At 70.5% G+C, this 12,613-nt stretch carries 6 protein-coding genes and 1 pseudogene; all 7 read left to right on the top strand.

Going from position 1 to position 12,613, the window contains the following annotated elements:
* The first annotated feature begins 74 nt into the window (after positions 1 to 74).
* The 7 genes and pseudogenes from ACQP12_RS20600 (at position 75) to ACQP12_RS20570 (ending at position 12,439) form a co-directional block, all read left to right on the top strand.
* Positions 75 to 1,028 (top strand): DUF559 domain-containing protein, encoded by a 954-nt coding sequence (locus ACQP12_RS20600; RefSeq protein WP_433281138.1) that lies wholly within the window; start codon positions 75 to 77, stop codon positions 1,026 to 1,028.
* 337 nt (positions 1,029 to 1,365) lie between these two features.
* Positions 1,366 to 2,526: pseudogene (locus ACQP12_RS20595) on the top strand (M36 family metallopeptidase); the annotation flags it as partial.
* Between the two features lie 172 nt (positions 2,527 to 2,698).
* Entirely contained in the window at positions 2,699 to 4,240 is a 1,542-nt protein-coding gene (locus ACQP12_RS20590; RefSeq protein WP_433281136.1) for a M36 family metallopeptidase, read from the top strand.
* A 216-nt stretch (positions 4,241 to 4,456) separates the two neighbouring features.
* Positions 4,457 to 5,767, top strand: a complete 1,311-nt coding sequence (locus ACQP12_RS20585) for a cellulose-binding domain-containing protein (protein WP_433281134.1) — start codon at positions 4,457 to 4,459, stop codon at positions 5,765 to 5,767.
* 506 nt (positions 5,768 to 6,273) lie between these two features.
* Positions 6,274 to 6,720: an effector-associated constant component EACC1 gene (locus ACQP12_RS20580; RefSeq protein ID WP_433281132.1), complete on the top strand. Its 447-nt coding sequence runs from the start codon at positions 6,274 to 6,276 to the stop codon at positions 6,718 to 6,720.
* Positions 6,707 to 9,679 carry a caspase, EACC1-associated type gene (locus tag ACQP12_RS20575; protein ID WP_433281130.1) on the top strand — a complete coding sequence of 991 codons (2,973 nt, stop codon included), beginning with the start codon at positions 6,707 to 6,709 and terminating at the stop codon, positions 9,677 to 9,679. The genes ACQP12_RS20580 and ACQP12_RS20575 overlap by 14 nt, the downstream gene beginning before the upstream one ends.
* Before the next feature lie 51 nt (positions 9,680 to 9,730).
* A complete protein-coding gene (locus ACQP12_RS20570; protein ID WP_433281128.1) occupies positions 9,731 to 12,439 on the top strand; it encodes a caspase, EACC1-associated type in 2,709 nt (902 codons plus the stop codon).
* Positions 12,440 to 12,613: the final 174 nt, after the last annotated feature.

Raw genomic sequence — 12,613 nt, 5'->3', positions numbered from 1 at the left:
TGGTTTTGCACAGGCGGTGGTTCGGGTTGTTGGGGGAGACGGCCGTCGGGCCGCAGGGTCGGGGTGTGAATCCGGTGCTTCGGGAATTGGTGGAGCGGGGCGGCGGCCTGGTGACCCGTGCGGGGGCCGAGCAGGTAGTGCCGGAGTGGACGCTGTGGCGGGCGTGCGCCAGGGGTGACCTGGTGCGGGTGCTGCCCGAGGTGTTCGTGGCGGCGCACCTGCTGAATGATCGACCGGAACATCGCAACGGCCCTGCGACCATCGGCCGGCTCGACCCTGCCCTGGGCCTTCGTGCGGCCGACCTGTGGGCCGACGGGCGGGGCGCGCTCAGCCACCTCAGCGCGCTCGCGATATGGGGGATGCGCCGGCTGCGGGCCGGTGACCTGTTGCACCTGAGCGCCCCGGCCGGCGCGGGCATCCGCAGTCGGCCCGGGGTGGCCGTGCACCGGCGTCAGGGCCTCTTCCTCGTGCCGCCGCACGTGGTGGTCCGGCGGGGCCTCACCGTGACCCGGCTCGAACAGGCCCTCGTCGACTCGTGGCCGATGCTGCCGCCCGGAGAGCGGCGAGCACCGGTGATCCGGGCGGTCAACGATCGGCTCACCACGGCTGAGCGGCTGGTGGAGGCCCTGGGCACCGTGCCCAGGCTGCCGGACCGGGCAGCGCTCCGCACGCTGCTGGTGCGTCTCACCGAGGGCTGCCGCAGCCCGTTGGAGATCTGGGGACACGAGCACGTCTTCACCGGCCCGGGAATGCCGGTCTTCCGCCGCCAGGCGCGGGTACGCGTCGGACCCCGCACCATGTACCTGGACCTGTTCGCCGAGCGGGAGCGCGTCAACATCGAGCTCGACGGCGCCGCCACGCACGGCGACCCCCGGCAGCGGGAGATCGACCCGCGCCGGGACGCGCTGCTGGCGACCGTCGGCATCCTGGTGGTCCGCTTCGCCCACCGTCGCCTGGTCCACGAGGCCGACGAGGTACGCCGGGAGACCCTGGCCATCCTCGCCCGCCGGGCGGACCTGGCCGGCTGAGTCCGCCATCCTCGCCCGCCGGGCGGACCTGGCCGGCTGAGCCACAGCGGAGCGGCGGGGCGACAGGCCCAACGCCGAGTTTGTCGAGTGGCACGTGGACACGGTCTTCAAGGCCGCGTGATCCGCGCCAAGTAGTCGCCCGGCGCCCGTCCGCACTCCAGCAACTGCGCTACGCCCGCATCGACACAGCCCCATCTATGGATGTTCGGCTGGTGTTGATGGTCCACCCGGGCTGGTCGGATGGCAGGACGGACATCGCCGTTCGACGACAGGAGGGACCGTGCGCACACCATCGCGTGCGACGACGGGGGCCACCGCGCTGCTACTCGCGGCCGGAATGGTCCTGACCGCAGGAGCTGGCGGCCAGGCGGCACCCCGCGACGAGACCCCGACCCAGGCGCAGCCCGGCAACCTGCCGGGCGACCGCCACGACGCCAAGACGAAGGACAACCGGAAGGGCCGGACCGCGCCGACCGACCGCCAGCGGGACCGGGCCGCGGTACTCGGCGCGCGGGTCCGCTGGACCGACTTCGGCACCCCCGCCACCCTGACTCCGACCGATCGGCCGCTCGCCGCCGGGCTGCCCACCGACCCGGCCGCCGCCGCGCGGGCCTACGTGGCCGCGAACCGGGACGTGCTGGGGCTGACGGAAGAGGGCGCCGCCGCGCTGGAGCAGTTGACCGTGGCGCCGATGGGCGACGGCGCCACCGTGCTGTTCCGGCAGCGCTTCGGCGACCTGCCCGCCGCGGTCGACGGCATGCTGGCCGTCGGCGTCCGCGACGGGAAGGTCTGGCACGTCAGCTCGTCCCTGGCCCGCGACGGCGGGACCCCCGCCCCAGCCACGATCAGCGCCGACCAGGCGCGCGAGGCCGCGGCGGCCGACGCCGGGCTGACCGGGCCGACCGTCCTGCGTACCTCGCTGGTCGCGGTGCCGACGGCGGACCGGGGGCCGCGGGCGGCGTACGAGGTGGTTCTCGGCGCGGACGTCACGGGCGCGGACCCGGCGGCCTTCGCCACCTACGTGGACGCCCGTGACGGCAGCGTGCTGGTCCGCGAGGACCTGGTCGACCACGACGTGGACAACCCGTCGTGGGAGGTCTTCCCGAACTCGCCGTCGGTGGACAAGTCCTCCACCGACACCCGGGTGCGCTGGTGCGCCGGAGCGGCGGCAGGCTGCGACGAGGTGGTCGGTGTCCCCGGGCATCTCGCGTGGGACGTGGACCCGGCCACCGGAACGTCCACCACCACGACGAACGGCAACAACGCGATCGCCGTGCAGAACTGGTTCAGCAACGACCCGTTCAGCGTGGGCACCGAGACTGCCACCCCGCGTCCGGACCGGAACTACGCGTACCCGTGGACCAACCAGTGGTACGAGCAGAAGTGTAGCCCGGACACCTTCACCTCGCCGCAGGCCAACGACATCGACGCGGCGCGGGCGAACCTGTTCGCGATGCACAACCGCATGCACGACTGGTCGTACCACCTGGGCTTCACCGAGGCGACCTGGAACATGCAGCGGGACAACCTCGGCCGCGGCGGGCTGGCCAGCGACCCGGAGCAAGGGCAACGCGCAGGCCGGCGGCGTCAGCGGCGGCCCGCCGGCCTTCGCCGCCCGCAACAACGCCAACCAGATCACCCCGCCCGACGGCATCGCCCCGACCACCAACATGTACCTGTGGCAGCCGAGCGCGGGCTCGTTCTACGCGCCCTGCGTCGACGGCGACTTCGACATGTCGGTCATCGCCCACGAGTACGGCCACGCCATCAGCGGCCGGATGATCGCCGGCCCCAGCGCCGGGGTCAGCTCCCCGCAGGGGATGAGCGAGAGCTGGTCGGACCAGCTCGCCATGGAATACCTCTACGAGCACGGGTACGCGGCGCCGGGCCGGCGCGGTTTCACCATCGGCGAGTACACCACCGGCGACCCGCGCGCCGGCATCCGCAACTACAACATGAGCGAGAGCCCGCTCAACTACAGCGCGATCGACTACGACTTCGTCGGCCTCCAGGTGCACGCCTCCGGTGAGGTCTGGAGCGCGACGAACGCCGACATCCGGGCGGCCATGATGCGCCGCTACGGCGCCGGGAACGCGGCCCTGCAGAAGTCCTGCGCCGACGGGGCGACACCGGTCACCGCGTGCCCGGGCAACCGGCGGTGGGTCCAGCTCGTCTTCGACTCGTTCCTGCTGATGGCGGTCAGCCAGGTGAGCATGGTCGACGCCCGGGACGCGATGCTCGCCGCCGACCGGATCCGCTTCGGCGGGGCCAACCAGGACCTGCTCTGGAACGCCTTCGCCGCCCGGGGTCTCGGCGAGGCGGCGGCCAGCGTGGGCAACGCCGACACCGACCCGACCCCCGGCTTCACGTCCCCGTACGCCAGGGAGGGAACCCTGCGGTTCACGCCGGAGGGTGACGACGAGGTCGTGCCGGGGGCGCAGCTCTTCGTCGGCCGGTACCAGGCCCGGGCCGTGCCGGTCGCGGACACCGACGCGGCCACCCCGCTGACCGACCGCGTGAGCCTGGTCCCCGGGACCTACGAGTTCGTCGTCCGGGCGCCGGGCTACGGGCACCGCCGGATCGGTCCGGTCACGGTCAAGGCCGGCCAGGTCCGCGACCTGGAGGTGAAGCTGCGTCGCAACCTGGCCTCCACCAGCGCCGGTGCGGTCGTCAGCGGCGACGGGATCAACCTCGCGAAGATCGCCGACGACGACGAGGCCACCAACTGGGCCTCGCTGGGGGCGCCGGTCGCCGGGCGGCAGGTCACCGTCGACCTGGCCGGTGGCGCCCAGCAGGTCCGCCGGGTGCAGGTCAGCGCCATGCCGCGCCCGCCGGTCGCCGGTGACCCGGACGCCGGTACGCAGAGCCGGTTCTCCGCGGCGCGGCAGTTCCGGGTGCTCGCGTGCGAGGCGAAGAAGGCGGTGACCTGCGCCGACGCCGCGGACTTCCGGGTGGTCTACACGAGCCCGGCGGACGCCTTCCCCTCGGTGGCCCCCCGGCCCCGGGCGCCGGAGCTGATCATGCGGTCGTTCGACATCCCGCGCATCAAGGCGACCCACCTGCGGGTCGAGGTGCTGACCAACCAGTGCACCGGCGCGCCGGACTACGCCGGTGAGCAGGACGCCGACCCGCGCGCGGCGACCGACTGCGCCACGGCCAGCCCGCAGGCGCAGAACGTGCGGATCGCCGAGTTCCAGGCGTTCGCCCAGTAGGTGAGGTGGGTGCGGGCGGGTGGCGCCCGCCCGCACCCCTTGCCACGCATCGTCAGGCATCACTACATTGACCGGCGGGCGCCGCCGTACGGCGGCTGAACGTCCCGCCCGAGCCGGGCAGATCCGGTACGCGTCGTCACGCGCGCCGGCACGCGAGGTCCCCGCAGCTTCCCGCACCGCCGGTCGACTGGCCGGCGGTCCGCCGAGAGGACCCCGATGAGGATCTCCCACGCCCGCCTCGCCCCGGTCGTGGCGGCCGTCACCACCCTGGCGGCCGCCGTCGTCGCCCCGCTGCTGGCCGGCCCGGCCGCCGCCGCGCAGGGCTGCCAGGTCGACTACCGCCCCAACGTGTGGCCCGGCGGGTTCACCGCCACCGTCCGCGTCGCCCCCGGCGACACCGCCGTGAACGGCTGGACGGTCAGCTGGACGTACCCCGGCGATCAGCGGATCACCGGCGCCTGGAACGCCGTGGTCAGCCAGTCCGGCGCCACCGTCACCGCCCGCAACGCCACCTGGAACGGCAGCGTGCCGGCCGGGGGCGCCACCGAGTTCGGCGTCCAGGGCACGGTCGGTGCGGCCGCGCCGGCCCCCACCGGCTTCGCGCTCAACGGCGTGCCCTGCAACGGCACGCCACCCTCGCCGTCCGGTACGCCAACGCTTTCGCCGAGCCCGACGCTCTCGCCGAGCCCGACGCTCTCGCCGAGCCCGACGCTCTCGCCGAGCCCGACGCTCTCGCCGAGCCCGACGCTCTCGCCGAGCCCGACGCTCTCGCCGAGCCCGACATCGACCACCTCCCCGAGCCCGACCAGCTCGCCGAGCCCGACCGAACCGCCGCCGGCCGGCTGCGCCGGCGCGGTGTTCTGCGACGGGTTCGAGAACCAGACCGGGTCCACGCCTTCGGGCGACTGGACGGTGGTGCACCCGGACTGCGCCGGCACCGGCGGCGCCGCCGTGGACACCGCCACCGCGCACGGCGGGGGCCGGTCCGTCCGGATCGACGGCGGGGGCGGCTACTGCAACCACGTGTTCGTCCGGGCCAACCGCGATCTGTCCGCGGTGGGGACGGTCCGCTACGGCCGGCTCTGGGTACGCCACACCACCGCGCTCCCCGCCGACCACGTCACCGTCCTGGCCATGACCGACGCCGCCGACGGCAACCGTGACCTGCGCATGGGCGGGCAGAACGGGTCGCTGCAGTGGAACCGGGCCTCCGACGACGCGACGCTGCCCGAGCAGAGCCCGGCCGGGGTGGCCCTCAGCGTGCCGCTGCCCACCGGCCGCTGGTCCTGCGTGGAGTTCATGGTGGACGGGAGTGCCGGGCTGTTGCGCACCTGGCTCGACGGCGTGGCGGTCACCGGGCTGACCGCCGACGGCGTGCCGACCCACGACGTCGACGGGCAGTGGTACGGCCGTACCTGGCGCCCGCGGCTCACCGACCTGAAACTCGGCTGGGAGAGCTACGGCGGCGCGGCCGACACCCTCTGGTTCGACGACGTGGCGCTGGGCGCCAGCCGGATCGGCTGCTGACCGGCCCGGGCCGGGCGGTCCCGTGTGCCGCCCGGCCGTGGTCGATCATCCAGCGTTCACCCGGCATTCGCGGCACGGTCGCGGCACGGCGCCTGTACGTCGGGGAGGATCACCGCCAGACTGGGCGCGGCCGGGTACGGCAGCGGTCGATACCGTCGCGCATTTCAGGGAAGACTCTGACACTGCTCGCGCTTCGCCCAGCTCCACCGGCCCTTAAGCGCTGCTGCTCGCAACCACTGCTGCTGACTGCAGGAGGCGGTTTCACGACCAACTGCTCCGGGCCGCCACGCCACCGCGACGATGGGCAACCGCAGGTCACCTGGTCTGCGCCACATACCTGGTCGGTCCCATCGAGATTCCACTGGTCGATGCGAACCAGCCGAAGGGGTGGCGACGAAGTGACCAAGATCTGACTGTGTGTGGGTCCGGAGTCCGCTTGGCTGGGTCGACGAATCTTGAGACGGCACCGGGGAGAGTGCTCTCGGGGTGTCGAGATTGAGGAGCCCATGCTTATATCCATCATTCTGGAAGGTCCGGAGTCGGCGTGGGCCGCCACCAACCTGGTCACGTGGCTTCGGGGACATCCGGCCGTCAAGCCGTACGGCAGGGCCGAACTGGCTCCTCCGCCTGAGGGCAGCATGGGTGCGGTGGACGTGGTCACGATCGTGGTGACCCAGCTGACCGCTGTCACCAATCTCGCGACTGCTTACCTGCAATGGCGTCACGCCGCGAAGCGCCGCATCACCGGCGTCCGCATGAGAGTGGGCGATGTCGAAGTGGACGTAGACGACGCCAGTGTGCTCGGTTCCGCGGAAGCAATTGAACAGCTCTTGAATCGCATGCGTGCGGTCGCCTCGACGCCGCGTGGTCAACTCCGAGAGGACGAGCGGCTGGTTGCCAATGATGTCGAGCAGGCAGCCGCGCGACTGGAGCGGATTGATGGCACTGCCTGACCCGCTCGCGTCGCGGATGGTCCTCATCGGCGTCAGTGACTATCGTCGTATGCCCGAGCTGCCCGCGGTCCGCAACAACCTGACGAGGTTGCGCGAGCTCTTCACCGACCCGGAGGTGTGGGGACTTCCGCCCGAGAACTGCACGGTGCTGGATGACCCCGAGACCGTCGACGAGGTGCTGGACGCGCTGCACAGGGCCGCGAAGGCGGCCCGGGACACACTCGTGGTCTATTTCGCCGGTCACGGCGTGCTCAACAGCCGGACTGCCGAGCTCAATCTCTGCCTTCCGGGTGGTGACAACGACAACCTGCACAAGGCTGTCGGGTACAACGACTTCCGCGGGGTCATCCTCGACTCGGACGAGTGCGAGCGGAAGATTGTGATCCTGGACTGCTGCAACAGCGGGAACGCTATCGGCGCGATGGGCGACGAGCGGACCCAGGTCGCCGACCAGAGCCGCATCGAAGGCACCTATGTGATGACGTCGGCCGCGATGGACCGGCCGGCGATGGCCCCGGTAGGCGCCCGCTACACGGCGTTCACCGGCGAGCTGATCAGTGCGCTTGAAGCGGGGCTGCCGCATGCCGCTGAGGTTATCGACGTCGACTCGCTCTACTTCCATGTTCGCAACGAACTGACGGCGAAGAACTTTCCGAGCCCGCAGCAGCGCTCGCGCAACGAGGGTCGGAAGCTCGTCGTCGCCCGGAACCGCCATGGCCGATCGGTGGTGCCGGCGCCCCATCCCGCCCGGTCTGCGCGGCCGGAGCCACCGCCAGCGTTTCGCGCCGCGCTCGGAGAACCGCCCGCCAAACTCGTGGAGCGTTTGTCTTCGCTGCTTCGCGAGGGCGCGGTGCCGATGGCCGAAGATCTGCTCTCGGTGCTTGCGCTGCATCGTGCGGAGCAGGAGGTGGCTGCCCTGGCGCTCGAGCTGGTCGGGAACGGCCAGGCCGCTGAAGCCGACCGGCTCTTGAGGGCTACGGTCTCGCGCCCGACATCCGAACTGGCGCCCCTGCTGTCAGCCCTGCTGGAGCTCGACCTACCGGAGCAGGCCGAGGCTCTCATGCAGCATGTCGCGCGGGAGCCGACTGCTGCGGTCTCCGGCTGCGCCCACGAGCTCTACTCCGCCGGTGAGGGCGGCATCGCAGCTGAGCTGTTGGACCACGCGGTGCGGGCTCGCTCGGAGGCAGCCGAACTGGTTGATCTCATCACCGCGCTGTGGGGAGTGGGGCTGCGAGCAGAGGTGGATCAGCTTCTCGAACGCAACTCCAGCACACTGTCGGCTGCCCAACTGGTGGTCATCGGTGACACCTTGCGGGTCGCGGGCCGCGAAACGGAAGCCTTCGACCTCTACGTCCGGGCCCCTGAACAGGTGGCGGCACGGGACGCGGCAGACGTCGCCTCACTGGTGGCCACCCTGCGCGGGGCCGGCCGGGAGCGGCAGGCAGGGCTGATTCTTGCCTCGGCTACGCGACTTGCGGTTGGGGCGCCGGCCAGGGTGGCCGAGTTGTTCCGAGCCCTGCATTCCTTCGATCCTGATGCCGCCGCAGTCATGATCACCGACCATTGGCGGGCCGCCGACCACAATGACGCGGCGGTCCTCGCTCAGCTGCTGCGCGAGGCCGGCTTTTCCGAGGCTGCCTTGCGAATCTGCACCGACACGGCCGCCTGGCTCTCCGGCCCCGCCACGGTGGCGCTGGTCCGGTGCCTGCGCGCTGAAGGACGTCCGATTGATGCCAACCGTGTCCTGACAGCGGCCGGCTCACGGACCGACGGGCATGAAGACCTGGCGGACCTGCTCGCGCAGCTCTGGAGCGCACAGGCTTACCCTGACTTCAAGCGGGTCGTCGCCGGCGTGGCCGACCCCGACATCGTCAATAAGCTGGTCGAGATTCTTCGCTCAAATAGCCTTGGCGAGGTCGCCGACGCGGTGGTGGCGGGCAGCGGAACGTTCCAGGCGAACCTCGTCACACTGATTCCACGGCAGCGCCCGTCGGATGCGGTCGCTCTCGTCGAGTCGCTGGCCGCCGCGTCAGCCACGGATCTACTGGCGAACGTTGGACCGACCGCGGCAGCCCGGATGCTGGCGGCCGTCGAGCCGCGTCCCGCGTTCGTCGCGCTCATGGCCCGTATGCCCCCGGAGTACATCGCGATCGTCGTCCAGGAAGTGCCACCGACGCCGGCGGCTGACTTCCTGGCCGCGCTGCCGGTCGACAAGGCGGCCGCCGCCTTCTCCCTGGTCGAGCCTGACAAGGCCGGCGACGTGCTCGTGGCAATCGGTAAGCGGGAAGCGGTGGCGGGCTTCGTGGCCAGGTTGCCCGCCGAAGCGGTGGCGCCCGTCCTTTCTCGGATGCCGATGTCCGCAGCGTCGTCCCTGGTAGCCAGGCTTCCCGGGGAGCTGCTGGCCGGCGTGCTCGCGCAGGACGGGTTGTCGTCCATGCCTGAACTTCTCCGGCAGGTGCCTGTCGAGCGCCTGGTTGCCCACATGCCGGAGCGAGACCTGCCGAGGTTGGCACCCCACCTGCCTGACGAACAAGCAGCCCAGTTGCTCAGCCTGCTGCCGCATCACCTGACCGGGCGGGCCGCGAGCACGGTATCGAGTGACGTGGTGGCCTCCGCCGCGAGCCGTATGTCGGTTGGCAGTGCGGTTCAGCTGCTGGCCGGCCTGTCCGAGGAGCAGTTCGCTGAAGCGGTGGCCAAGGTGCCTGCCCGCCTCGCGGTGGTCGTCCTGGCGACGGTGCCTGTGGATCTCGCCGCCATCACAATCGTCGACATGTCGGTTGGGCGCGCTGCGCGGGTGATCAGCCTGCTGCCGGTCGAAATCGCGGCGGCGGTGGTGGTGGCTATGCCGGAGGAAGCGGCTGCCAACATCCTGAGAGGAGTTCATCCCGCACGGTCCACCGAAATCCTGAGTGGGGTATCGAAACACGTCCGGCGGCGACTATTCGGCCTCATGCGGTGACGTATCGAGGCTTGCCGCCGACCGGTGGAACCGGATGAATTCGGAGGAACAGTGAGGCTCCCCGATCCCAGCCGCACGCAGCTGGTGCTGGTAGGCGTCAGCAATTACGACCTGTTGCCAGGTCTTCCCGCGGTCAGCCGCAACGTGGATGCGCTGAGCCGACTCTTCACCGATCCGACGATCCTTGGTATTCCCCCCGAGAACTGCCAGGCCATCAAGGACCCGGGCACCATGGACGAGGTTCTCGGGGCAGTGCACCGGGCCGCCGAGGCGGCGGGGGACACACTGATCGTCTACTTCGCCGGCCACGGTGTGCTCGACGGTCAGACCGCCGAACTGCATCTCTGTCTGCCCGGCGGCGACAGCAGCAACCTGCACAAGGCGGTCCGTTACGCCGACCTACGACGAATCGTGCTGAACGCAGAGGATTGCGGGCGGAAGGTGGTGATCCTGGACTGCTGTCACAGCGGTAGTGCGATCGGCGCGATGAGCGACGGGCAGACTCACATCGCCGACCAGAGCCGCATCGAGGGTACGTACGTGATGACCTCGACCTCGCCGTACAACGCCGCGATGGCGCCCGTAGATGCGGAGTACACAGCGTTCACCGGCGAACTGATCACCGCGATCGCTACCGGATTGCCGCACGCCACCAGCTTGATCGATGTTGACGCGTTGTACTTCCACGTACGAACCGAACTCTCCGCCAAGAACTATCCGATCCCGCACCAGCGGTCACGCAATGAAGGCCGCAAGATCGTTCTGGTCCGCAACAGGTTCGGGAACATGGCCCCGACGCCGCCCAAGGCATCCGACATCGACCTGCCAGACGTGCCGGCCGGCCTTGAGCCCGCGCTCTGGATGGCGCCTGCGGAGCTGGCCGCCCAGTTGGTTGAGCTGCGCCAAACCGAGCCGCCGACTGCCGATGCCCTGCTCGACGCCGTAGCCGTCCGGCGTCCGGACCAGGAAGTTGCCGCTCTTGTCGGCGTTCTGGCTGAGTCGGGACGCGACGCTGAAGCCGACCGGCTGTTGATGGCTGCCACGCTGCGACCGCAGGAGGACGTTGCCCTCCTCCTGGCAGCGCTGCGCGAGATGGAGTTGATCGATCAGACGGACACTCTGCTGAGGTTCTTGGTCGACAGCGAGCGATCGGCAGTAGCCGCCCATGCCGCGGAGCTGCGCCTCGCGCGCGAGCACGACCTCGTTCGACGCCTGCTCGACATGACCGTGCGGAGATCTACGGACGCGACCACGCTGGTGGGGCTCATCACCGCCCTTTGGGCGGTGGGGCTCCGTGATGAGGTGGACGCGCTGTTGGAGCGGAACGCCGCCGCGTTCTCCGCTGATCAGGTGGTCGAACTCGGGGACGCGCTGCGAGTGGCGGGGAGAGAGGAGGAAGCCTTCAAGCTCTACGCCCGCGCGGTGGAGAAGGTTGCGAATCGGGAGGCGCGCGAGGTCGCCTCACTTGTCGAGGCGATGCGGAAGGCGGGTCACGACAGCCAGGCGGACGACCTGTTGGAGGCTGCTGCCACCCTGGCTCAGGGCGATCCCACCCGGGGATTTGAGCTGTTCGAGAGTCTCCAAGCGGCGGACGAGGACGCCGCCGGCCGCATGCTGTCGTGGTGGCGGCCGGCCGCTGCCGACGAGGTGGGCACTCTGGCGCGGCTTCTCCGGGGCGCCAGGCATTACCAGCAGGCCCTGGCAGTCTGTGTGCGGGCGGCGACCGAACTTTCGGGTGCCGATGTCCTCCAGCTGATCGAGCGGCTGCGGTCCGAGGGGCGGCCGATCGACGCTCATCGGGTCTTGGAGGCCGCGGGCAGTGGTCTCGCCGATCCGGGCGGGCTGGTCGACCTCCTGGCCGAACTGCACCGGCTGGACCGCGGAGCCGATTTCGATCGGGTGACCGCGGGCGTCAGCGCCCCGGAGACGGCGAACGCAATCGTGTCCGGGCTCCACACGGCTGGGTGCCTCGGCGCGGCGGCGGCCTTCGTCGCCGCCAGCCAGGTCCATCAGGGCAGCCTGAAGGCGCTCATCGCGAAGGATGGTGCGGCGCTAGCGGCCACTCTCGAGTCGCTCAACCCCGTACTCGCAGCCCAGCTCCTCGACGAGGTGGGCGCTGTCGAGGCGAGGAAGTTCCTGTTGGCGGTCCGATACGAATCCGCCGCAGAGATCATCGCAGCTGCTACGTCCGCGGGTGTCTCAGCGGAGACCAGCAACGAGCTGGTCGATTTCCTCACGCTCCGAGATCGTCAGCGGATTCTCAGGATGCTGGCACCGAAGGTGCTGGGCCGGCTGACCGTCGCGGTGCCGGCCTCCAAGGCCGCCACGATGATGGCACTTGTGCCGCCGGAGACGGCTGTCGCCACTCTGCTGTGCATTCCCGTGGAAGCGGCTGCCGAGGTTCTGGCTGCCACGGAGCCCGCGAAGGCTTACCGAATGCTGGTCGCGGTCCAGAACTCGAAGGCCGCCGCTTGGTTGGCCGCTATGCCGACGCAACCCGCTGCCGTGTTGCTGGCGACCGCCCAGGCTGAGCGCATCGCACAGTGGCTCGCCCTGTGGCCACCGGCTGACGTGGGTTCCGTCCTGCTCGTGCTGCCTGCGGGCGCGGGCGCCCAGGTTCTGTCGGCAGTTGAGGCTGGGTTGGCGGCCCGGTGGCTACAGGGCCTCGGATCCCGGGCGAGACCGTTGTTCGCCGGACTTCCCTGGAGTCGCGTGGCCGAGATCCGGCACCACCTCGACCTCGACAGTGCCGAGACGTAACAGAGGAGCAGGACCGCGTAGGTGCAGTGAGGGACTGAAGTTCAACTCTGGTTACCCTCGCGGGCCTGTACGTCGGGGAGGATCACCGCCAGACTGGGCGCGACCGGACAACGACATCGGTCGATATAGTCGCCCAGTTCAGGGAGGATCCCTTGACCACGCTCGCGACCCCGC

The sequence above is a fragment of the Micromonospora sp. CA-244673 genome (assembly GCF_050948395.1).
Lineage (GTDB): Bacteria > Actinomycetota > Actinomycetes > Mycobacteriales > Micromonosporaceae > Micromonospora.
The sequence above is the reverse complement of the archived record's forward strand: the minus strand, read 5'-3'. Positions and strand labels throughout refer to the sequence as shown.

Coding starts and splice junctions, on each gene's coding strand:
- ACQP12_RS20585 (WP_433281134.1), top strand. CDS start 4,457: ATGAGGATCTCCCACGCCCGCCTCGCCCCGGTCGTGGCGGCCGTCACC.
- ACQP12_RS20580 (WP_433281132.1), top strand. CDS start 6,274: ATGCTTATATCCATCATTCTGGAAGGTCCGGAGTCGGCGTGGGCCGCC.
- ACQP12_RS20575 (WP_433281130.1), top strand. CDS start 6,707: ATGGCACTGCCTGACCCGCTCGCGTCGCGGATGGTCCTCATCGGCGTC.
- ACQP12_RS20590 (WP_433281136.1), top strand. CDS start 2,699: ATGTACCTGTGGCAGCCGAGCGCGGGCTCGTTCTACGCGCCCTGCGTC.